General features: G+C 62.5%; 16 protein-coding genes and 1 tRNA gene. 12 read left to right on the forward strand and 5 right to left on the reverse strand.

The window, feature by feature from the left end; all coding sequences use genetic code 11:
• Window positions 1-2 precede the first annotated feature (2 nt).
• A complete protein-coding gene (locus AC04PH_RS01140; protein ID WP_483066124.1) occupies window positions 3-1,454 on the reverse strand; it encodes an aldehyde dehydrogenase in 1,452 nt (483 codons plus the stop codon).
• An 84-nt stretch (window positions 1,455-1,538) separates the two neighbouring features.
• On the opposite strand from AC04PH_RS01140, the gene AC04PH_RS01145 reads away from it, so the two are divergent.
• Window positions 1,539-2,414 (forward strand): LysR family transcriptional regulator, encoded by an 876-nt coding sequence (locus AC04PH_RS01145; protein WP_483063905.1) that lies wholly within the window; start codon window positions 1,539-1,541, stop codon window positions 2,412-2,414.
• 16 nt (window positions 2,415-2,430) lie between these two features.
• Here the strand turns inward: AC04PH_RS01145 and AC04PH_RS01150 are convergent, their stop codons facing one another.
• Window positions 2,431-3,294 (reverse strand): MBL fold metallo-hydrolase, encoded by an 864-nt coding sequence (locus AC04PH_RS01150; protein WP_483063906.1) that lies wholly within the window; start codon window positions 3,292-3,294, stop codon window positions 2,431-2,433.
• 185 nt (window positions 3,295-3,479) lie between these two features.
• Between AC04PH_RS01150 and AC04PH_RS01155 the strand changes: the two genes are divergently transcribed.
• Genes AC04PH_RS01155 through AC04PH_RS01165 form a run of 3 tightly spaced genes read left to right on the forward strand, consistent with a single transcriptional unit; the run spans window position 3,480 to window position 8,111 of the window.
• A complete protein-coding gene (locus AC04PH_RS01155) occupies window positions 3,480-5,885 on the forward strand; it encodes a GcvT family protein (protein WP_483063907.1) in 2,406 nt (801 codons plus the stop codon).
• A gap of 3 nt (window positions 5,886-5,888) precedes the next feature.
• Window positions 5,889-7,436 (forward strand): trimethylamine methyltransferase family protein, encoded by a 1,548-nt coding sequence (locus AC04PH_RS01160; protein WP_483063908.1) that lies wholly within the window; start codon window positions 5,889-5,891, stop codon window positions 7,434-7,436.
• 3 nt (window positions 7,437-7,439) lie between these two features.
• Window positions 7,440-8,111: a TetR/AcrR family transcriptional regulator gene (locus tag AC04PH_RS01165; RefSeq protein WP_483063909.1), complete on the forward strand. Its 672-nt coding sequence runs from the start codon at window positions 7,440-7,442 to the stop codon at window positions 8,109-8,111.
• Window positions 8,112-8,200: 89 nt separating this feature from the next.
• Here AC04PH_RS01165 and AC04PH_RS01170 read toward each other — a convergent pair.
• Window positions 8,201-8,287, reverse strand: a tRNA-Leu gene (locus tag AC04PH_RS01170).
• A 206-nt stretch (window positions 8,288-8,493) separates the two neighbouring features.
• Between AC04PH_RS01170 and AC04PH_RS01175 the strand changes: the two genes are divergently transcribed.
• Window positions 8,494-9,471, forward strand: coding sequence for a complex I NDUFA9 subunit family protein (locus AC04PH_RS01175; RefSeq protein WP_483063910.1), 978 nt, complete (start codon window positions 8,494-8,496; stop codon window positions 9,469-9,471).
• On the opposite strand, the gene AC04PH_RS01180 is transcribed toward AC04PH_RS01175, so the two are convergent.
• The gene (locus tag AC04PH_RS01180; protein ID WP_483063911.1) at window positions 9,468-10,265 is read right to left on the reverse strand and encodes an undecaprenyl-diphosphate phosphatase; all 798 of its coding nucleotides are present in this window, start codon (window positions 10,263-10,265) and stop codon (window positions 9,468-9,470) included. The two genes, AC04PH_RS01175 and AC04PH_RS01180, sit on opposite strands and share 4 nt — an antisense overlap.
• 216 nt (window positions 10,266-10,481) lie before the next feature.
• On the opposite strand from AC04PH_RS01180, the gene AC04PH_RS01185 reads away from it, so the two are divergent.
• The 7 genes from AC04PH_RS01185 (at window position 10,482) to queG (ending at window position 20,570) form a co-directional block, all read left to right on the forward strand.
• Window positions 10,482-11,915, forward strand: a complete 1,434-nt coding sequence (locus AC04PH_RS01185; RefSeq protein WP_483063912.1) for an NAD(P)-dependent oxidoreductase — start codon at window positions 10,482-10,484, stop codon at window positions 11,913-11,915.
• A 78-nt stretch (window positions 11,916-11,993) separates the two neighbouring features.
• The gene (locus tag AC04PH_RS01190; protein ID WP_483063913.1) at window positions 11,994-12,695 is read left to right on the forward strand and encodes a hypothetical protein; all 702 of its coding nucleotides are present in this window, start codon (window positions 11,994-11,996) and stop codon (window positions 12,693-12,695) included.
• Window positions 12,692-13,240, forward strand: a complete 549-nt coding sequence (locus AC04PH_RS01195) for a hypothetical protein (RefSeq protein WP_483063914.1) — start codon at window positions 12,692-12,694, stop codon at window positions 13,238-13,240. Before AC04PH_RS01190 ends, AC04PH_RS01195 begins: the two co-directional genes overlap by 4 nt.
• Window positions 13,241-13,282: 42 nt before the next feature.
• Entirely contained in the window at window positions 13,283-17,815 is a 4,533-nt protein-coding gene (gltB, locus tag AC04PH_RS01200; RefSeq protein ID WP_483063915.1) for a glutamate synthase large subunit, read from the forward strand.
• A gap of 134 nt (window positions 17,816-17,949) precedes the next feature.
• The gene (mtgA, locus tag AC04PH_RS01205) at window positions 17,950-18,684 is read left to right on the forward strand and encodes a monofunctional biosynthetic peptidoglycan transglycosylase (RefSeq protein ID WP_483063916.1); all 735 of its coding nucleotides are present in this window, start codon (window positions 17,950-17,952) and stop codon (window positions 18,682-18,684) included.
• A gap of 68 nt (window positions 18,685-18,752) precedes the next feature.
• Window positions 18,753-19,418, forward strand: coding sequence for an FtsZ-binding protein FzlA (gene fzlA, locus AC04PH_RS01210; RefSeq protein WP_483066125.1), 666 nt, complete (start codon window positions 18,753-18,755; stop codon window positions 19,416-19,418).
• 126 nt (window positions 19,419-19,544) lie between these two features.
• The gene (queG, locus tag AC04PH_RS01215) at window positions 19,545-20,570 is read left to right on the forward strand and encodes a tRNA epoxyqueuosine(34) reductase QueG (protein WP_483063917.1); all 1,026 of its coding nucleotides are present in this window, start codon (window positions 19,545-19,547) and stop codon (window positions 20,568-20,570) included.
• Here queG and AC04PH_RS01220 read toward each other — a convergent pair.
• Entirely contained in the window at window positions 20,560-22,101 is a 1,542-nt protein-coding gene (locus AC04PH_RS01220) for a hypothetical protein (RefSeq protein ID WP_483063918.1), read from the reverse strand. The two genes, queG and AC04PH_RS01220, sit on opposite strands and share 11 nt — an antisense overlap.
• Between the last annotated feature and the right edge of the window lie 110 nt (window positions 22,102-22,211).

Here is a 22,211-nt window from a genome sequence, read left to right on the forward strand (position 1 = left end):
GGTCACCTCGGTTTGAAGGGGTTGGCGATCGGATCGTCGGACAGGTTCATCCAGACCGTCTTGGGCCGGGTGTAGTCGTACACCGCTTGCAGACCCGCCTCGCGGCCGTAGCCACTGGATTTCATACCGCCGAAAGCCGCGATTGGGCTGATCGCACGATAGGTATTTACCCAAACGATTCCCGCTTTCACGCGCCTGGACATCCGCAGCGACCGCGCGCTGTCGCGGGTGAATATCCCCGCGGCTAAACCGTGCCGGGTATCGTTGGCCAAAGCGATTGCCTCGTCCTCGGTCCTGAATCGCTGCACGGCAAGAACGGGGCCAAAAAGCTCTGTGTCCACGATGGTCATGTCCTGACGCGGACAGGCGATGATCGTCGGTTCGTAATAGAGCCCCTGGATATCGGCACGGCGGCCCCCCGTGAGCAACGCACCGCCTTCTTCGCGTGCCAGCGTGACCTGAGCCGTGATGTGATCCATCTGGCCCTGGGTGCACAGCGGCCCCATCTCGGTCTCGTCGGCCTGTGGGTCGCCGATGCGGATGGCCTTGGCGGTGGCGACCATTTTCTCCAGAAACGCATCGGCGATATCTTCGTGCAGATAAAGGCGCGATCCGGCGACGCAGCTTTGGCCCGTCGCGCCAAAAATGCCGGCAACCGACCCGTTCACCGCACTTTCGAGATCTGCATCGTCAAAGACGATAAAGGGTGATTTGCCGCCAAGTTCCAGTGAAACCTCGGCAAAGTTTTCGGCTGCATTGCGCACGATATGGCGCGCGGCTTCCGGTCCGCCGGTAAAGGCGATCTTTGCGACCAGAGGATGTGACGTCAGCGCCGCACCACAAGGGTTTGCGTGGCCGGTCACGATATTGACCACCCCATCGGGGATCCCCGCCTCTGCCACCAGCTTGCCAAATTCCAGCAGGGGTGCTGAGGCATGTTCGGATGCTTTCAGAACGATGGTATTTCCGGCAGCCAGTGCAGGTCCGATCTTGACCGCGCTCAGGAATATCTGGCTGTTCCACGGGATTACCGCTGCCACGACGCCGACAGGTTCCCGCTGGGTAAAGACGAACATATCCGGCTTGTCGATGGGCAGCGTCTCGCCGTTGATCTTGTCGGCGGCCCCCGCATAGAAATGCAGGTATTCGGCGATATAGGTCGCCTGCCAAGCTGTCTCCTTGAACATCTTGCCGGTGTCGGTGGTCTCTACCCGGCCAATCACTTCTGAACGGGCCGCCAGCAAGTCGCCTAGTTTGCGCAGGCATTTGCCCCGCGCCGTTGGCGTCATCGCGCCCCAGGGGCCGTCCAGCGCCGCATCCGCCGCGCGCACCGCGCGATCCACATCTGCGGCGGTCGCCTCGGGCACGGTGGCCCAGACCGCACCTGTCGCGGGGTTGATGCTGTCAAACCGGCCGCCATCGTCCGCGTCGACCCAGGCACCGTCTATCAGCATGTGAAATTTCTGAACGCTCACCAATCGGCTCCCTTGTTTGACGCAATGTTATCGCCGTTTGGTCAATCGAAAAAACGGATATTATTGGACATTAAGTTCGGGATATTCGAAGCTATCGACATGAACCTTTCCGAACTCCGCACCTTCCTTGCAATTGTCGAGACCGGCAGCCTTGTCCGCGCGTCCGCGGTTCTTAACGTGACGCAGTCAACGGTGACGGCGCGGTTGCAGTCGCTTGAAGCGCAGGTCGGGCAGACCCTTTTGCACCGCAGCAAGGCAGGTGTGACACTGACCGCCGCCGGGCAGCGTTTGCATCGCTATGCGGACACGATCTGCGACCTGTGGCGGCAGGCGCGGCAGGAAACGGCCCTGCCCGACGGCACATCGGGCATGTGCAACATGGCCTGTGAATTCGATCTCTGGCCCGGTCTGGGCGACCGCCTCTTCCACGCGATCCTGCAGCAGTGCCCCCGAATCGCGATATCGGTCTGGCTTGGTAGTCAGTCTGACGTGGCGAACTGGCTGGATCAGGGCAAGTCCGATCTGGCCCTGACCCACCGGTCGGCGATGTCTCAAAGACAGGGGCAAGTCAGTCTGAAGCCTGACAAGATCGTGTTGCTGTCGACCGTCCCCGACGGACCTGTCAGGTTCGATCCGTCCTATGTTTTCGTGGAGGCGGGCGATGCATTTGGGCGCGATCACGCCGCCGCCTATGCCGATGCCGACACGGCCCGTATCAGCTTTGGCAACGCAACCATCGGGCTGGACCATCTGCTGCGGTTCGGCGGGAGCGCTTACCTCCCGCAGCGCCTTGCGCAAGCGGCACTCGACAATGGGCAACTCCACCCACTGAGAGAAGCACCAGTCTTCGAACGTGCGGTCTATCTGACGTTCAACACAGCGGCGCGCGCCGAATGGCACTGGTTCGACCGGATTGTCGGTCAATGTCTAACTGCGTAGAGACCGGGGTGCGGCCCTAACTTCCAGGCAACGCGATGCACAGGCCATCGTGACCGACATAGAGCGGGCCCTGCCAGTGGTCGGCGACCGCATCCTCCCAATCCGTTTGCGTGAAGGCAGGGTCGTCTGCGGGCAGCAGGTGGGACAGGGCGAGCGCCTTTACACCGGCGCGCGTCGCGATCCTGGCGGCGTCATGGGCGTAGGTGTGCGACCGTAAAAGATGCTGCATCAGCTTTTCGGTGCCGTTCCCGACACGCGCCATCAGCGCAGGCAGGGCATCGCCCAGCATCGCTTCGTGGATCAGAAGATCGGCACCTTTGGCGAAATCCACCATCCGGTCGATAGGTGCCGTATCGCCGGAAAAGACGACATGCACATCTGCCGTGCGGAACGACAGGGCAAAACAATCGACCAGCGGCGGGTGATCGGTGCGCATGGCGCTGACGGTCAGGCCGTCGTGCTCCAACACCGTGCCGTCCTCGATCACTGCGAGCGTCACCATATCGGGCAAGTTCGGTCGCCCTTCGTCCGCGATACGCAGGTCGATGTCGTCTTTCATCGAAAGCAGGAAGGCGTCCCAATATCTGCCCAGCCCGGCCGGCCCGTAGATCGTAACCCGATCCTGCAAACCCGCGGTCCAGGCGGTGTGGATGAGTGGACCAAGTTCAAGATAATGATCGCTGTGCAGGTGGCTGATGAAAATCAGCGAAATATCCTTCAACTGCATCCCCTGATCGACGAGGCCGCGCGTCACGCCCAGGCCGCAGTCGACCACAATCTGCTGGTCGCCGAGACACAGCAGGTTCGACGTCGGCATCGACGACCCGGGCCGGATCGCGGGGCCACCCTTGGTGCCAAGGAGAGTGACGGAATTCTGCATCGCAGGATCGCCTTTGTGTCCGTTCGTTCGGACTCTCACATTATGCAAGGCAGCGATGGCGCGCCAGATGGCCTTGGCGCGAGAGCAGACCGCGATGCACAAAATCCTGGACAGACCTGTCCAGAGCAAGCAGGATTTGAGAAAGTTGAGATTAAGGACCGGCCCAGCTGGCGAGGAGACCGCAAATGAAATCGCATTATCGTGTCGTCGTGATCGGTGGAGGCGTGGTAGGCGCATCCGTGTTGTATCATTTGGCCAAGCTGGGCTGGACCGATGTGTGCCTGATCGAACGCAACATCTTGACCGCCGGATCAAGCTGGCACGCGGCAGGTGGCATCCACGCACTGAACGCCGACCCGAATATCGCGGCCCTGCAGGCCTATACCATCGATCTGCTGTCCGAGATCGAAAAGGAATCGGGACAGTCGATCGGGCTGCACATGACCGGTGGCATGACACTGGCGGGTACGCCCGACCGATGGGAATGGCTGCAATCGGCCTACCGCACGTTCCAATCCATCGGGATCGACGATTGCCGTCTGATCACGCCGCAGGAAGCAAAAGAGCTATGCCCGATCATGTCGACTGACGGGATTCTGGGCGGCATGTGGGCCGATCGCGAGGGATACATCGACACGACCGGAACAGTGCATGCCTACGCAGGGGCCGCGAAAAAGCGCGGGGCGGAGGTGATCGAACACAACCGCGTTCTGGAACTTCATCAGGTCGACGGCGGTTGGGACGTGGTGACCGAGAAGGGGACGATCCGGACAGAGCATGTGGTCAACGCCGCCGGTCTTTGGGCCAAGCAGGTGGGCCGTATGGCGGGGATCGAACTGCCGGTGGCCCCGCTGAACCACCATTATCTGATCTCCGACACCATTCCCGAACTGGAGCAGCTTGATTTCGAGGTGCCGATGACGGTCGACCTCGAAGGGTTCACCTATATGCGGCAGGACCAGAAGGGCATTCTACTGGGTATCTACGAGGTCGACCACCAGCATTGGATGGTCGACGGCGCGCCTTGGGAATACGGGTTCGAGTTGCAGCAGGAAGACCCGGACCGGATCGAGAAGGAACTGATCTTGGGCTTCGAGCGCTATCCGGCATTGCAAGAGGTCGGCGTGAAGACCTGGGTCAACGGTGCGTTCACGTTTTCGCCCGACGGCAACCCGCTGGTCGGCCCCGTGCGCGGCAAGCCCGGCTACTGGTGCGCCTGTGCGGTGATGGCGGGATTCCTGCAGGGCGGCGGTGTCGGCAAATCGCTGGCCGAATGGATGATCCACGGAGAGCCGGAGGCGGATGTCTTCGGCATGGATGTAGCCCGCTACGGCGACTATGCCCAGAACAAGCGGTTCATCAAGGAAACAACCGGGCAGTTCTACACCCGCCGGTTCGTGATGACCTACCCCAACGAACAACTGCCCGCAGGCAGGCCGGTCAGGATGGCCGCGGCACATGCCGACATGACCGCCGCCGGATGCCGTTGGGGGGCCAGTTACGGGCTGGAGACGCCGCTTTACTTCGCGCCAACGCCCGATTTCGTGGAAACACCGACGCTGAAACGCTCCAACGCCTTCGATATCGTGGCACAGGAATGCAAGGCCACACGCGACGCCGTGGGCCTGCTCGACATCACGGGGTTTTCCCGGTTCGAGGTGACAGGCCCGGGGGCAGAGTCTTGGCTGGATTGGATCATGGCGAGCAAGCTGCCCAAGCCGGGGCGGGCGAAACTCGCGCCCATGTTGTCGCCCGAGGGCCGGATGAAAGGGGACCTGACGGTCTTCAACTGGGGTGACGGCACCTGGTGGATCATGGGCAGCTACTACTTGCGTGAATGGCACATGCGCTGGTTCGCCGACTATATGCGTGACGGCGTGACCGTGCGCGACATCGCCGATGCGACGACCGGGTTTTCGCTGTCCGGGCCGAACAGCCTGAGGGTGCTCGAAAAGCTGACGGAGGGACCCATCGGTGATTTGCCCTTCATGGGCTGCGGCACCTTCGATATCGGCCTGATCCGCGCCAGGGTGGGGCGGCTATCGGTGGCCGGTGAGCTGGGCTACGAAATCCATTGCGGTGCGAACGAACACGCGGGGTTGCGCCGGGCGTTGCTGGCGGCCGGTGCCGATCATGGCATCTGCGAAATCGGCTTCAATGCGCTGCTCAGCCTGCGACTGGAAAAGAGTTTCGGTATCTGGTCCGCCGAATTCACCCAAGGCTATACGCCGGGCGAAACCGGCATGGATCGTTGGATCGACTGGTCGAAAGACTTTGTCGGCAAGACCGCTGCGCTGGCCGAACGTGATGGAAACGGCCCGGCGCGTCGGGTCGTGACACTCGAGATCGACGCGGAGGATGCCGACGCCACAGGGTTCGAGCCTGTCTGGTCGGATGGCAAACTGGTCGGCTTCGTGACCTCCGGCGGCTATGGACACACGGTGGGCAAATCACTCGCCATGGCGATGGTGAACGCCGATCACTGTGCCGAAGGGCAGCGGCTCGACGTGCACATTGTCGGCATGTCGCGGACGGCGACGGTCATCGCCCCGTCGCCTTATGATCCTGCCGGTCAAGCGATGCGCGGATGATCCATGGACAACGCTGACCCATCCGCGCGCCCTCGGAAACGACGCGGACGCGCGCGGGCGACCGCCGCCCCTGTTACGCGGCAGGTCGACTATCACAACCTTCGTAATCCGTTTCCGCCGATGGCGGTCTTTTCGGCCGATCAGATCGCCGACATGCACGCGACGGCGCTGCGCACGCTGGAAGAGCTTGGCATCAGGGTCTTGCTGCCGGAAGCGGTGGAGGTGTTTCGCAAGGCGGGGGCCAACGTCAAGGATCAGATGGTTCATATCGGGGCGGACTTGGTCGAAGCGGCACTCGCCACCGCGCCGAAGCAGATTGACGGGAGGGCGGGTGCCCGCGCCCGCGACATCGTTCTTGAACAGGGGCGATTGCTGTTCCAACCCGGTGCGGGCGCGCCGCACGCCACCGATCTGGAGCGGGGCCGCCGCCCTGGATCGGCACGCGATTATGAGGACTATACCCGCCTGAACCAGCATTTCGACGTGCTGCAGATGCTGTCCCCCTCGGTCGAACCGCAGGACGTGCCGGTGCATCTGCGCCACTATTTCACGACGCAGACGCAACTGACCCTGAGCGACAAGTTTCCTTTCGTGTTCGCGCGGGGCACACCGCAGGCGATGGATTGTTTCGAGATGCTGCGCGACTTTCGCGGCGTTTCGGATGCAGAGTTCGCTGCGAACCCCTATTGCTACACGATCATCAACACCAACAGCCCGCGCACGCTCGACATCCCGATGGCGCAGGGGCTGATCGATTTCGCCCGCAACGGACAGATGTCCATCGTCACGCCGTTTACGCTGATGGGGGCGATGGCCCCGATTACAGTCGCCGGAGCGGTCACACTCAGCCATGCAGAGGCATTGGCCGCGATCACGTTGACCCAGCTTGTCAGACCCGGCGCGCCGGTCTGCTATGGCACGTTCACCAGTAACGTGGATATGAAATCCGGCGCGCCTGCCTTTGGCACCCCCGCGCATTTTCAGGCCTCGCTCGCTGCCGGGCAACTGGCGCGACTGACCGGCCTGCCATGGCGCTCGGCAGCGGGATCGGCGTCGAACCTCAACGACGTTCAGGCGGCCAACGAAAACCAGATGGGATTGTGGGGCTGCCTGATGGCGGGTGCGACGGTGATCATCCACGCCGCAGGCTGGCTCGAAGGCGGGTTGAGCGTATCCTACGAAAAGATCGTGACAGACGTCGAGGTACTCAACATGATTGCGGAGCTTTGCGCCGGTGCGCAGGCGGGGCCGGACGAAATCGGGTTCGAGACGGCGCTGACCCATGTCGACCCGAGCGGCCATTTCTTTGCCGCGCCACAGACGATGGCCCGCTACGACACTGAATTCTATGCCCCGATCGTCCACGACTACGCCAACTTCGGCACCTGGCGCGAGCGCGGCGCGCAGGATGCGACGCGCCGTGCTACGGCGGTGTGGAAAGATATCCTTGCAGCCCCGAACGACCCTGTCGTCGACGGCGACCGGCGCGAGGCGCTGGATCGCTTCATCGCACGGCGCACCGCCGCCGGTGGTGCCGCGCCCGAAAGCTGATCCATGTCGCACCATAACAAGCCCGTGCTGCATCGCGACGACCCCGGGAAGGACCCGTTGGCCGGTCACGTCAAGGTAACCCGACAGGACTGGCTGAACGTTGCGCGCGATGTGCTGGTGACCGAAGGTGTGGGTGAGGTCAAGATCATGAGCCTGGCGGCCCGGATGGAGGTATCCCGCTCCAGCTTTTACTGGTATTTCACCGACCGCGCCGACCTTCTTGCGGCATTGCTCTCCGTTTGGGAGGCTCGCAATACCGTACAGATCATCCGGCACTGCAGGCTGCCCGCTACCGGGATCACAGACGCGGTCTGCAACTTTTTCCGGTGCTTCGTCGATCCCGCACGCTTTGATCGCGGTCTTGATTTCGCGGTGCGGGAATGGGCGCGCCGGGATGATGCTGTTCGTGCCGCCGTCGATGCGGCCGACGCCGACAGGATCGCCGCGGTGACCGCGTTTTTTGCCGCACACGGATACGACGCGGCAAGCGCGGACGCGCGTGCGCGCATCCTGTATTTCATGCAGCTTGGCTACTATGCGCTGCGTGTGCGCGAACCGATAGACCTGCGCCTTTCGCGCGTGGGTCCCTACGTCGAGGGTTTCACCGGTCGTCCTGTCGACCAGACGGCGCTGGAAACGTTTGAAAAAGATATCAAGGCGCTGGGGCTCGACTAGGCAGCGCCCGGCGTCGCGCAAGGCACGGGGGATCGCTGCTACCAATCAACAGGCGAACCGTCGGGTCAAAATATGACATTTTCGGGAAATGGTGCCCAGGAGAGGACTCGAACCTCCACGTCCATACAGACACCAGCACCTGAAGCTGGCGCGTCTACCAATTCCGCCACCTGGGCAGGTCACGTAACGGGCGATTTAGAGAGACGTGCGGGGCGTGTCAATGCGATTCCGGCGCGTTACGGTATGAATCTGCAACCGGCCCGGAATGCGGAAATTCAGAGTGGCGCGACGCGGCGAAGGCGAAAGCAGCCGAATGCATTTCGCCTTGTTCGCAACGGGGGAGGCGGATACACCAAGAGCCAGATTTCTGATGAGGGTTGCCATGTCCCAGCTTGTCACCATTTTCGGCGGGTCCGGTTTCGTCGGGCGTTATATCGCGCGGCGGTTGGCCAAGGCGGGCTGGCGTATCCGGGTGGCCGTGCGTAACCCCAACGAGGCGATGTTCGTGCGCCCCTACGGCAATGTCGGACAGGTGGAACCCGTGTTCTGCAACATACGCGACGATGCCTCTGTCGCAGCTGTCTTGCAGGGGGCGGATGCGGTGGTGAACTGTGTCGGCGTGCTCGCGGAGGTCGGCAAAAACACCTTTGACGCGGTGCAGGCCGAAGGTGCGGAACGCGTCGCGCGCCTTGCCGCGGCGCAGGGTATCACCCGGATGGTGCAGATTTCCGCCATCGGCGCGGATGCCGAGGCCGAGAGCGCATATGCGCAGTCCAAGGCTGCGGGCGAGGCTGGCGTGCTGGAGCACATGCCGCAGGCGATGATCCTGCGCCCATCGGTGATTTTCGGCCCGGAGGACGAGTTCTTTAACCGTTTCGCCGGGATGTCGCGTTTTGGGCCTGTGCTGCCGGTCATCGGTGCGGAAACCCGGTTCCAGCCGGTCTATGTGGACGATGTCGCGGCGGCGGCGGAAATCGGCGTGACCAAGGGCACCGGTGGCACGTTCGAGCTGGGCGGCCCGGATGTGCACAGCTTTCGCGAGCTGATGCAACAGATGCTGGAGACCATTCGGCGCAGGCGACTGATCGTGAATATTCCGAATTTTGCAGCGCGGATCATGGCGTCGCTGATGGGGTTTGCCCAGTTCCTGACCGGCGGGCTGTTCAAGGCGCCTGTTACCAAGGACCAGATCCTGAACCTGCAGGTCGACAACGTCGTTTCGGAGACGGCCAAGGGCTTCGATGCGCTGGGCATCAAGCCGACGGCGATGGAGGCTGTTCTACCAGATTATCTGTGGCGTTTCCGCCCTTCGGGGCAATACGCCGCGATCAAGGAATCGGCGAAGAACCTGCAATCCTAGGTATAGGCGATCGTCAGTAGAAACAGGCCCAGCACCACACGGTAAATGACGTAGGGCGTATAGCTGACCGATTGCAGCAGGCGCATCATCAGGGTCAGCGCCAGCAGTGCGGCGACGAACGACATTACCGCGACAATCGCGATATCGCCCAGAACATCCGGCGTGCCGATCACGTCGAGCGACAGAAGTGCGGCCGAGGCGATGATCGTCGGGATCGACATCAGCATCGACAGTCGCGCTGCATCTCCCCGGTTGTAGCCAAGAAACCGTGCGCCAGTGATGGTGATGCCCGACCGCGACGTGCCGGGAATCAGCGCGAGACACTGCCACAGGCCCATGATCGTTGCGTGCTTCAACGTCCAGTCGTCGGCGTCGCGTGTGACGGGGCCTTTTTGATCGGCCCAATAGAGGACAACCCCGAAGATCAGCATGGTCCATCCGATGACGGCGATCCCCCGCATGGCATCGTCCAGCCCGGTGAGTTTCAGCATCAGGCCGAACAGGATGACCGGGATCGTCGCGACAAGCAGGCAAAACGCGAGGAACGCGCCCTTGGTGTCGACCTTGCCGCGCAGCAGGCGCAGCGTTCCGCCCAGCGCCAGCCGCACATCGGCCCAGAAATACAGGATTACCGCACAGAGCGTTCCCATGTGCGCGGCGACGTCGATGACCTGCCCCTGATCGGCGAGCCCGGTCAGGGAGGGCAAAAGGATCAGATGGCCTGACGAACTGACCGGAAGAAACTCGGTGATGCCTTGAATCAATGCGATGAGAAGGAGATTGAAAGTTGTCATGGCCTGCCTGATTGATTCGCTTCCGGCACCATAAAGCCCTTCAACATAGGGGGAAGCGGATAGATAGGTATAATATCGGACCTATTATTTGCAAAATTTGCACACACTTGAGTATCGTGCGTGCAGAAATCTGTATATTATGTCAGTATCACTGACTTTTCATTATCCTGGGCTGGCGATAAAAGGCGGCTTGAGTGGTTAATGGAGGGCGGGCGGATGGCCGGGCAGAAAATGCTGAAATTCACGAAGGTGGAGCGGGACATGCCGGAGAAGCGTGCGCCCAATTTACGCAATCAGGATTTCCACGAGATTTATGCCGAGTACGCACGCGACAAGGCGGCAGAGCAGGCCAGCCGGTGCAGTCAATGCGGCGTCCCCTATTGCCAGACGCATTGCCCGCTGCACAACAATATTCCCGACTGGTTGCGGCTGACTGCCGAGGGGCGGCTTGAAGAGGCTTATGAGATCAGTCAGGCGACCAATACCTTTCCCGAAATTTGTGGCCGCATCTGCCCGCAGGACCGCCTGTGCGAGGGTAACTGCGTGATCGAGCAGTCCGGCCACGGCACGGTGACTATCGGGTCGGTGGAGAAATATATCACCGATACCGCGTTCGAAGAAGGCTGGGTGAAACCGATCCGTCCGCACACCGAACGCGCCGAGAGCGTCGGCATCATCGGCGCTGGCCCCGGTGGTTTGGCGGCGGCGGATATGCTGCGCCGTGATGGCGTGCAGGTCACGGTCTATGACCGTTACGACCGCGGCGGCGGGCTGCTGACCTATGGTATCCCCGGTTTCAAACTGGAGAAGGATGTCGTCATGCAGCGCATGGCGCAGCTTGAAGATGGCGGTGTCGAGTTCGTGCTGAATTGCAACGTGGGCGAAGACCTTTCCTTCGATGCGATCCGGGGCAAGCACGACGCTGTGCTGATTGCCACCGGCGTCTATAAAACAAGGGACCTTGTCGCGCCGGGTGGCGAGGCAGAGGGGATCGTGCGGGCGATTGATTACCTGACGGCGAGCAACCGCAAGAGCTTTGGCGACGTGGTCGAGGAATTCGAAAGCGGTGAGTTGAACGCGGCAGGCAAGCGGGTCGTCGTGATCGGCGGCGGTGACACGGCAATGGACTGTGTGCGCACCGCGATCCGGCAGGGTGCGGAAAGCGTGAAGTGCCTTTATCGTCGTGACCGTGCCAACATGCCGGGATCGCAGCGCGAGGTTCAGAACGCCGAGGAAGAAGGCGTGGAGTTCGTCTGGCTGTCTGCACCACACGGATTCGAGGGCGAGGCCGTCAGCGGTGTGAAGGTGCAGAAAATGCGGCTGGGTGCGCCCGACGCGACGGGCCGCCAGATGCCGGAACTGATCGAGGGGTCCGACTACGTCGAAGGGGCCGATCTGGTGATCAAGGCGCTGGGATTCGAGCCGGAGGACCTGCCGACGCTCTGGGGTGAACCGGCGTTGGAAGTGACCCGCTGGGGCACGATCAAGGCGCAGTTCAACACCGGCGAAACCAACCTGCCGGGCGTTTATGCGGCGGGCGACATCGTGCGCGGCGCGTCGCTGGTCGTCTGGGCGATCAAGGATGGACGCGAGGCTGCGCAGGCCATTCTGGGCTATCTGTCGCAGGCCCAAACAGTTGCAGCGGAGTGAGTGGATATGACCGAAATAAAGACTGACACAATGCGTGCACCGCGCGTGCACCGGACGTGCACCGCAAAAACACACGTCATGGCAGCGACGCTGACCTTTTTGACGGGCGGCGTGATCGCCGCAGGTCCCGCGACAGCGCAGTCGACGCCCGAAACCTTCAGCCTGCCCGCAGGTTGCGAGGCTTACCTGACAATCCAGAGCGCCGACTGTTCGGTCGATCACCACTTCACCTGCGAGGGCGATCCGACAGGTCACAAGAGCCGCGCAAGCCTCGACCAGAACGGCATGACCTATCTGGGCACGGTCGATGACGAGGCGCGCTGGATGAACAGCTTCCATGTCTTCTCGAACCATTCGGAGCGGTTGCGCGAGGGCAACCCGGACGAAGCGTCGATCAGCGAATTGATCGAGTTCGGCGTGGATACCTATGATTTCACCACCGAGTCCGACGAGATCGGTCCGTCGCGCTATGTCGGGCAGGACAGCCTGACCGGGCGGCAGCTGACTATCGACGGTGTGACGCTGGACGAGACGCAATACAACATCACCGCCTATGACGGAGACGGCACGGTCATGTGGTCGTCGGAGGGCAACGAGTTCATCAGCCGCGAGTGGCGGATGTTCCTGTCGGGCACCACGCGCGTCACGACGCCGACCGACAGTTTCGATCTGAACGGCACACCAGTCGAATTCATCTTTCCCGGGGAGCCGGGCTTCCTTTCGGCCAACCCCAAGCATGGCTGCGGGGTCGAGATGTCCAGCTTTCAGGTGACGCCATGATTCGCGCGATCTTTGCTGCCGTGCTGATGCTGCCCGCGGCGGCGGCCGCGCAGGACTGGTCGGCGCAGTTGCGGGTGAAGGGTGGCGACACGGCCTTTCACAACGACAGCGGCGATCAGCTGTTTGTCGGCGGCCGAGGTGATGGCGCCTGGAACGGGACCGAAATCTATCAGGCGGTGCCCGGGTCGCCCGTCGTCGATTGCGACGCCGCCCGCGAATACGAGATCGACCATTATGTCGGCCATGACGACGACTATGTGCTGCAGGTTCTGATCACGTTTGAACGGCGCGGCAATGGCGGTTGGGCCGCTATTCAGCCCGACATCTACTACGATGTGGACGGGGGGACGTTCGGCGACGGCAAAAGCTATTCCGGTTTTGACGGTGTCGCCAAGGTTCAGTCGCTGAGTTGTACGGACGGGATCGTCACGGTCAGCTACAGCTTTGCGGGAGAAGCGACGACCGGCGACGACAAGGATCGGCCCGCGCTGATCAATGGTCGCAGCACGGTCACGCTACCCGTCTTTCCCTATTCCGAATACTGAAGCCGCCGCCCATCGCTGGCCGGTGCACCAAAGGATTTGCCAATGACAACCTATGACGAAAACTGGGTCGCCGCCGAAGAGGCCAAGCGTCAATGGATGAACGATAACGCGCTTTACAAGGTCGAGGATGAACATGCGTCCTGCGGTGTGGGGCTGGTGGTCGCCATCGACGGAACCAAGTCGCGCGAGGTCGTGGACAAGGGGATTGCCGCGCTGAAGGCGATCTGGCACCGGGGGGCTGTCGATGCGGATGGCAAGACCGGTGACGGTGCCGGTATCCACGTGCAGATTCCGGTGAATTTCTTTTACGATCAGGTCCGGCGCACGGGGCACGAGCCTGCACCCGACAAGATGATTGCCGTGGGGCAGGTATTCTTGCCACGCACGGATTTCGGCGCGCAGGAACGCTGCCGCACCATCGTCGAGGCCGAAGTGCTGCGGATGGGGCATTACATTTACGGTTGGCGGCATGTGCCGGTCGACATCACGTGTCTGGGTGAAAAGGCCAACGCGACCCGGCCCGAGATCGAGCAGATCCTGATCCGCAACGAAAAGGGTCTGGGGGAGGAGGATTTCGAGCGCGAACTCTACATCATCCGCCGCCGGATCGAAAAAGCGGTGACGGCTGCGGGGATCGCCAGCTTCTATTTCTGTTCGCTGTCGTGCCGGTCGATCATCTACAAGGGCATGATGCTGGCCGAGCAGGTGGCGGAGTTCTATCCCGACCTGATGGACGAACGGTTCGAGAGCGCGTTCGCGATCTATCACCAGCGATACTCCACCAACACCTTCCCGCAGTGGGCGCTGGCGCAGCCGTTCCGTATGCTGGCGCATAACGGTGAGATCAACACGCTCAAGGGTAACATGAACTGGATGCGCAGCCACGAAATCCGCATGGCGTCTGGCGCGTTCGGGGACATGGCGGAAGATATCAAACCGATCATTCCGGCCGGATCGTCGGATTCCGGCGCGCTGGATTCGGTGTTCGAGGTGCTGGTGCGCGCAGGCCGCAACGCGCCGATGGCCAAGACGATGATGGTGCCTGAAGCATGGTCGCAACAGGCGGTGGAGATGCCCGAGGCCTGGGTGAATATGTACGGCTACTGCAACTCCGTCATGGAGCCGTGGGACGGCCCGGCCGCGCTGGCGATGACGGATGGCCGCTGGGTCTGCGGCGGGCTGGACCGGAACGGGCTGCGCCCGATGCGCTATGTCGTGACCGGCGACGGTATGCTGATCGCCGGGTCCGAGGTGGGCATGGTGACCGTTGACGAGGCGACTGTGGTGGAAAAGGGCGCGCTGGGTCCGGGCCAGATGATCGCCGTGGACATGAACGAAGGCACGCTGTTCCGCGATACCGAGATCAAGGACAAGCTGGCCGCATCGCAGCCGTTCGGTGACTGGATCGAGAAGGTCGTGAACCTGAACGAGATGCTGCGCGACGTGCCGGAAACGGCGCTGTTCGACGGCGGCGATCTGCGCAAGCGGCAGGTTGCGGCGGGCTATTCCATCGAGGAGCTGGAAAGCGTGCTGGCCCCGATGGCCGAGGACGGCAAGGAGATGATCGCGTCGATGGGCGACGACACGCCGAGTGCGGTCCTGTCCAAGACCTATCGGCCATTGTCGCACTATTTCCGGCAGAACTTTTCGCAAGTGACGAACCCGCCGATCGACAGCCTGCGTGAAAGCCGGGTGATGTCGCTCAAGACGCGGTTCGGGAACCTCAAGAACGTGCTGGACGAAAGCGGCAGCCAGACCGAAATCCTGATGCTGGAAAGCCCGTTCGTAGGGAACGCGGAGTTTGACCGCATGGTCGCGCATTTCGGTGAAAGCGTGGCGTTCATCGACTGCACCTTTGTGACCGGACCGGATGCGCTGCGCGCAGCGCTGGAGCGGATCAGGTCGGAAGCGGAAGATGCGGTGCGGTCGGGTGCCGGGCACCTTGTACTGACGGACCAGCATCAGGATGCGGATAAGATCCCGATGCCGATGATCCTGGCGACCAGTGCGGTCCATAGCGGGCTGACGCGCAAGGGGCTGCGGACCTTCTGTTCGCTGAACGTGCGGTCGGCCGAATGTATCGACCCGCATTATTTCGCCGTGCTGATCGGCTGTGGTGCCACGACGGTGAACGCCTATCTGGCGCAGGACAGCATTGCCGACCGGCTGAACCGTGGCCTGATCGACGGCAGCCTGACGGATGCCATGCGCCGCTATCGCGCGGCCATCGACGCGGGCCTGCTGAAGATCATGTCGAAGATGGGGATCTCGGTGCTGTCGTCCTATCGTGGCGGTCTGAACTTCGAGGCTGTGGGCCTGGGCCGGGCGATGTGCGCGGAGTATTTCCCCGGCATGCAGTCGCGGATTTCCGGGATCGGGATGATCGGCTTGCAAAGCAAGCTGGAGGAAATCCATGCGATGGGCTGGAAGCGGGGGCAGGACATTCTGCCTATCGGCGGGTTCTACAAGGCGCGTCGGTCGGGCGAGAAACACGCCTGGGAAGCGCAGACCATGCACATGTTGCAGGCCGCCTGCACGCGGTCGTCCTATGCCCTGTGGCAGCAGTATTCCAAGGCGATGCAATCCAACCCGCCGATCCACCTGCGCGATCTGCTGGCGATCAAGCCAATGGGCAAGCCGGTTCCCATAGAGGAGGTCGAAAGCATCACGTCGATCCGCAAGCGGTTCGTGACGCCGGGCATGTCGCTGGGCGCACTATCGCCCGAGGCGCATCGCACGCTGTCCATCGCGATGAACCGGATTGGCGCCAAGTCGGACAGCGGCGAGGGCGGCGAAAGCCCGGACGATTTCACGCCGGAGCCCAATGGTGACAACGCGAGTGCGAAGATCAAGCAGGTGGCATCCGGGCGCTTTGGCGTCACGGCGGAATACCTGCTGGCCTGCGAGGAGTTGGAGATCAAGGTCGCGCAAGGGGCCAAGCCCGGCGAGGGCGGTCAGTTGCCCGGCATGAAAGTCACCGACCTGATCGCCAAGCTGCGCCATTCGACCAAGGGTGTGACGCTGATCTCGCCACCTCCGCACCACGATATCTACTCCATCGAGGATCTGGCGCAGCTGATCTACGACCTCAAGCAGATCAACCCGCGCTGCAAGGTCACGGTGAAACTGGTGGCGTCCTCAGGCGTGGGCACAATTGCCGCCGGTGTCGCCAAGGCCAAGGCGGATATCATCCTGATTTCGGGTCACAATGGCGGCACCGGTGCATCACCCGGCACGTCGATCAAATATGCCGGCCTGCCATGGGAGATGGGCCTGACCGAAGCGCATCAGGTGCTGGCGATGAACAACCTGCGCGAGCGCGTGACGCTGCGCACGGATGGTGGCCTGCGCACCGGGCGCGACATCGTGATGGCCGCGATGATGGGGGCCGAGGAATACGGCATCGGCACCGCCGCCCTGATCGCGATGGGCTGCATCATGGTGCGGCAGTGCCAATCGAACACCTGCCCGGTGGGGGTCTGCACGCAGGACGACGACCTGCGCCGCAAGTTCACAGGCAATGCGGACAAGGTGGTGAACCTGATCACCTTCTACGCCAGCGAAGTGCGCGAGATTCTTGCGGAGATCGGCGCGCGGTCGCTGGACGACGTGATCGGGCGTGCCGACCTGCTGGCGCAGGTGTCGCGCGGGTCGGCACATCTGGACGATCTCGACCTGAACCCGCTGCTGATCACCGTCGATGGAGCCGCGCAGATTCGTTACGACCGTAACAAGCCCCGCAATGCGGTGCCCGATACGCTGGATGCGCAGATCGTGCAGGACGCGGAACGGTTCCTGAAAGACGGCGAGAAGATGCAGCTGGAATATGCGGTGCAGAATACGCTGCGCACTATCGGGACACGCACGTCGAGCCATATCGTCGAGCGTTTCGGGATGCGTAACGACCTGCAACCGGATCACCTCACGGTAAAGCTGCGCGGGTCTGCCGGGCAATCGCTGGGGGCCTTTGCGGCACCGGGGTTGAAGCTGGAAGTCAGCGGCGACGCCAACGACTATGTCGGCAAGGGCCTGTCGGGAGGCACCATCGTGATCCGGCCGCAGATGGCCTCGCCGCTTGTCGCTTCGGAGAACACCATCATCGGGAATACGGTGCTCTATGGTGCGACTGCTGGTCGGTTGTTTGCCGCCGGGCGTGCGGGCGAGCGGTTTGCGGTGCGCAACTCCGGCGCGTCGGTCGTGATCGAGGGCTGCGGCACCAACGGGTGTGAATACATGACCGGCGGTGTCGCCGTGATCCTTGGGTCGGTCGGTGCGAACTTTGGCGCGGGGATGACCGGCGGGATGGCGTATCTGTATGATCCCGATGGTGAATCCGCGCCGCTGATCAACATGGAAACGCTGGTGACCTGCGCGGTGACGGTCGATCACTGGGAAGACCAGCTGCACGGCTTGATCAGCGCCCATGCAAAGGAGACCGGCAGCCGCAAAGCCGCGGATATTCTGCAGCATTGGGAGCAGGAAAAGAACAACTTCCTGCAGGTCTGCCCGAAGGAGATGCTGGTTCATCTGCCGCATCCGCTGAGTGTGGAGGACGCCGCGATCCCGGCGGAATGACAGAAAAGACCAGGGCCCGGCGCATTGAAATACGCCGGGCTTTTTCCTGTGCGGCTATCGTGGCAAATGCCACAATACGCATTGTTTCCACTTCGCCCGCTTGACCGCCAATGCGCGGCCATGAACATAGACCCATGGCGAAATCGAGCACCAAAAAGAAAAAGCCAGCCACCCGCAAGAAAGCCCCGCCGCGGCGGGGTCTGTTCGCGCGCATCAGGCGGTTTATCGTTTTTGGAGGACTGGCGGTTTTGAGCCTGATACTTGTCGCGACCTTTGCCGTGGGCCTGCTGAACCCACCGACCACACCCTATATGTTTTCCGAAGGCCGCAGGCTGGGCGGTGTGACGCAGGAGTGGGTCGCGATGGACCAGATCGCGCCGGTCATGGCGCGGTCCGCCGTGGCGGCGGAGGACGCGAATTTCTGCTTGCACTGGGGGCTGGACGTGAACGCGATCCGCGCCACCATCGACCGGGGCGGCAGTGGTGGCGCATCGACCATCAGCCAGCAGACCGTGAAAAACGTGTTTCTGTGGCACGGACGATCCTGGGCGCGCAAGGCGATGGAGGCGCTCTGGACGCCATTGACAGAGGCGGTCTGGTCGAAGCGGCGGATTCTGGAGGTCTATCTGAATATCGCGGAGTTCGACGAGGGCGTGTTCGGTGTGCAGGCGGCGGCGCGGCATTACTTTGGCGTGGATGCCCGCGATCTGACGGCGGTGCAGGCGGCACGGCTGGCGGCGATCCTGCCTAGCCCCAAGACACGGTCGGCGTCGCAACCTTCGAACTTTGTCCGCAGGCGTGCTGCGGCGATCATGGACGGGGCCGCGACCATCGCGGCGGACGGGCGCGCAGCCTGTTTCGAGAACTGATCGGGCATTGATCCCGCAAGGGACATGCTGCATCTATGACGACACACGTCCTAGCAGAGCAGCCCGCGATGAACCGCCTTTACCACTATCCCCTGTCGCCTTTTTCCCGTAAGGTCCGGCTTTCGCTGGCGGAAAAGAAGATAGAGGTGGAGCTGGTCGAGGAGCGGTACTGGGAGCAGGACAGCGATTTCCTGCAGCGCAATCCGGCGGGCAAGGTGCCGGTGCTGCGGCTGGGCAATCGCACGATGGCCGACAGCACGGCGATTTGCGAGTATTTGGAAGACAATCACCCGACGCCGGCGTTGCTGCCGAAGACCGCCGAGGGGCGCTACGAAGTGCGGCGGCTGGTGGGCTGGTTCGACGACAAGTTCCACAAGGAAGTGACCGCCAAGCTGGTGGGCGAGCGCGTGTTCCGCAAGGTGATGGGCACGGGATACCCTGACAGCGCCAATGTGAAGGCGGGCGCGCGGGCGATCAAATACCATCTCGATTACATGGCTGGGCTGCTGGATCAGCGGCGCTGGCTGGCGGGCAACGAGATGTCGCTGGCGGATTTTGCCGCCGCGGCGCAGTTGTCGTGTCTGGACTATATCTCGGACGTGGACTGGAACCGGTCGGAGGTGGTGAAGGATTGGTATGCGAAGATCAAGTCGCGGCCTTCTTTCCGGTCGCTGCTGGCCGATCAACTGCCCGGCTTTCCACAGCCGCGCCATTATGCCGATCTTGATTTTTGATGGTTCCGGGTGGGTGGGCCCGCCCGTCGCCATTGTCTCTCGGACCAATGGCGCGAAAATGGCGACCCCCTTTTCGGGGCTTTGCCCCGGACCCCAAGGTATTTTCAACCGGAAGAAGGCGGGCGCGTGAAGGAGCGATTGGTCGCATGCGCGCGTGAGGCGGGGTTCGCGAAGGTGGGCGTATGCCGACCCGATGCGGTGCCGGAGATCGCGGCGCGGTTGGCGGCATTCGTCGATGCCGGATACCACGGCCAGATGGGATGGATGGGCGAGCGCATGGGCTGGCGCGGCGATCCGGCGGCGCTCTGGCCCGATGCGAAGTCGGTCGTGATGCTGGCGGAGCCCTACACGCCGGAGCACGATCCGCTGGCGGTGCTGGAGCAGCGCGACCGGGCGGCGATTTCGGTCTATGCGCAGGGGCGTGATTACCATGATGTCGTCAAGAAACGGCTCAAGAAGGTTGGGCGCTGGCTGATCGAGCAGGTGCCTGGTGCCGAGATCAAGGTGTTTGTCGATACTGCCCCGGTGATGGAAAAGCCGCTGGCGCGGGCGGCGGGGCTGGGCTGGCAGGGCAAGCACACCAACCTGCTGGGGCGCGATCTGGGGTCGTGGTTTTTTCTCGGGGCGATCTTCACCACGGTCGATCTGCAACCGGACGTGCCGGAAGCCGAGCATTGCGGCAGTTGCACGGCCTGTCTGGATGTGTGTCCGACCGATGCCTTTCCCGCGCCATTCCAGTTGGATGCGCGGCGTTGCATTTCCTATCTGACGATCGAGCACAAGGGGCCGGTGGATGAAGACCTGCGCGCGCTGATGGGCAACCGGATCTATGGCTGCGACGATTGTCTGGCGGTTTGTCCGTGGAACAAGTTTGCGCAGGAGGGACGCGATGGGCGGTATGCGGCCCGCGATGATCTGCTCGCGCCACCGCTGGCTGAACTTGCTGTGCTGGACGACACCGGGTTTCGCGCGAAACTTTCGGGATCGCCGATCAAGCGGATCGGACGGGACAGGTTCGTGCGCAACGTGCTTTACGCCATCGGGAATTCCGGCGATGCGGCCCTGCGCGAGGTCGCGCAGGGACTGGTCGATGATGCGGACCCGGTGGTCGCGGACGCCGCGCGCTGGGCCGTGGGGCGGCTTAGCGCGTGATGTACTCGCCCGCGACCCAGCCGAAGAGGTAGGGCGTGCGCATTTTGCAGAAGCGGTCGGCCATTACATCATAGAGATCCTCGCCCGTCAGTTTGCTGTCGGGGACGGACAGGGCAGGCACGCAGACCCGCAGGCTGAGGTTCGTGGCGTCGCGCTGGAGCATGCCGGTGACCGAGGAGGTCGGATCGGGTTCGGCGTAGACGGCCACGGCCAGGCCCGGTGGCACGCGGCTCGTGTCGATGCGGAAAGTCGTCAGGTGGTTTTCCGTGTCGGTTTCGGCAGGTTGCGCTGCGGGGCGCGAGCCGGGGATATGGTTGATATAGAGGTCGTAGGGACCCGGATCGGGATCGAAGGTGCCCGCCGGGATCGTCACGATATACTGATCGCCCTCGCGTTCGCGGACAGTTGCAGCGACGAGCCAGGCGACATTGCGCGACGGTACCTGCAGTGAAATGTTGTCGGCCGCGTCGTTGGTGCTGTCGAGGATGCTGATGTCGATCGGGTCACCGTCGAAGGCTTCGGGGATGATGATCTGGCCTGTCATGGTGACCGAAGCCGGGAGTTGGTTCCAGTCGACGGTGCCGATCTTTCCGTGATCGCGTGCTGTGACGCGCATCAGGCCGAGGTTGCCGGGTTCCGGGGTGTCGAGAGTGGAGATGTCCAGTTCCGGCACGGAGCCCGCGATCTGGACCAGTCTCATGGTGTAATCGTCATTACCCATGAAGTCGCCATCGAACGAGATGTCATGGCTGCTTGCGCCGTCCGGACGGATGTTGACGGATTCGAACTGCGTATCGCCGCTCAGCACGATCTGAAAACTGGCTTCGTCCAGAACCTGGCCGCTTCCGCTTTCAATGAAGGTTGCAAGCAGTGGCGTTCCGGCCTGAAAGTCGGGCAGACGGATTTGGCCGCTGGCGGTGAAGCTGCCATCGGGTGCGCGATCCATCGCGACGGTGCCGACGTGGCGGTTGTAGGTGTCCAGCACCTGCCACAGACCGCCGTTGCCGGGTGCGGGTATGGGCAGGTCGTCGATGCCGACAGGCGGGGCTGTGGGGGCATCGGGTTGCTCATAAGGGCTTTGAAAATTGATCCAGGCGACATGCGCCGGATCGTTCATGTTAAGACGCGCGCCAAAGATGTTGTTGCCGTCGTGAAATCCCGGACGCTCGGCATCGGTCGCTTCGCGTACGGCATTCCAGCTTTCCGCGCTGGATTGCGGGAAACCGTTGCCGCTGTCGGCGCCGCTCCCGCGGTAGCTTTGACCATCGGCGGCAAGCGTGAATTCGAACAGGCCCTGTGAATGGCTTTTGCGGTACCATGTCCCGCGCACCGTACGCCCGTCGGGTGAGACCCGTCCTTCAAACCGGTGCGGGCGTGTGGTCTCGCCCCAGACACGATTGCCGTCCTGAAAGAGCCACGTTGCCTGATGGTTGTTGTTGCGCCATTCGCCTTCCCACGGGTCGCCGGGGGCGGCGACGGCTTGGGTGGTGAGTATCAGCAGGGCGATCAGGAAGCGGGACAGCAGAGTCATGGCCGGGCCTTTCATGCGGTTTTGCAGGTCGTCCAGAGCATGGCTTGCGCCCCGACAGGTTGAAAGTCACGGTTTCCCGACCCTGTTTTCCGCGCAATCCCCCCTTCAAG

The organism is Yoonia sp. KMU-150 (genome assembly GCF_056858355.1).

Bases quoted from the DNA above. Each gene is read 5' to 3' on its own strand.
- AC04PH_RS01140 (WP_483066124.1), bottom strand. From the start codon at position 1,454: ATGCTGATAGACGGTGCCTGGGTCGACGCGGACGATGGCGGCCGGTTT.
- AC04PH_RS01150 (WP_483063906.1), bottom strand. From the start codon at position 3,294: ATGCAGAATTCCGTCACTCTCCTTGGCACCAAGGGTGGCCCCGCGATC.
- AC04PH_RS01155 (WP_483063907.1), top strand. From the start codon at position 3,480: ATGAAATCGCATTATCGTGTCGTCGTGATCGGTGGAGGCGTGGTAGGC.
- AC04PH_RS01160 (WP_483063908.1), top strand. From the start codon at position 5,889: ATGGACAACGCTGACCCATCCGCGCGCCCTCGGAAACGACGCGGACGC.
- AC04PH_RS01165 (WP_483063909.1), top strand. From the start codon at position 7,440: ATGTCGCACCATAACAAGCCCGTGCTGCATCGCGACGACCCCGGGAAG.
- AC04PH_RS01175 (WP_483063910.1), top strand. From the start codon at position 8,494: ATGTCCCAGCTTGTCACCATTTTCGGCGGGTCCGGTTTCGTCGGGCGT.
- AC04PH_RS01180 (WP_483063911.1), bottom strand. From the start codon at position 10,265: ATGACAACTTTCAATCTCCTTCTCATCGCATTGATTCAAGGCATCACC.
- AC04PH_RS01185 (WP_483063912.1), top strand. From the start codon at position 10,482: ATGGCCGGGCAGAAAATGCTGAAATTCACGAAGGTGGAGCGGGACATG.
- AC04PH_RS01190 (WP_483063913.1), top strand. From the start codon at position 11,994: ATGGCAGCGACGCTGACCTTTTTGACGGGCGGCGTGATCGCCGCAGGT.
- AC04PH_RS01195 (WP_483063914.1), top strand. From the start codon at position 12,692: ATGATTCGCGCGATCTTTGCTGCCGTGCTGATGCTGCCCGCGGCGGCG.
- gltB (WP_483063915.1), top strand. From the start codon at position 13,283: ATGACAACCTATGACGAAAACTGGGTCGCCGCCGAAGAGGCCAAGCGT.
- mtgA (WP_483063916.1), top strand. From the start codon at position 17,950: ATGGCGAAATCGAGCACCAAAAAGAAAAAGCCAGCCACCCGCAAGAAA.
- fzlA (WP_483066125.1), top strand. From the start codon at position 18,753: ATGAACCGCCTTTACCACTATCCCCTGTCGCCTTTTTCCCGTAAGGTC.
- AC04PH_RS01220 (WP_483063918.1), bottom strand. From the start codon at position 22,101: ATGACTCTGCTGTCCCGCTTCCTGATCGCCCTGCTGATACTCACCACC.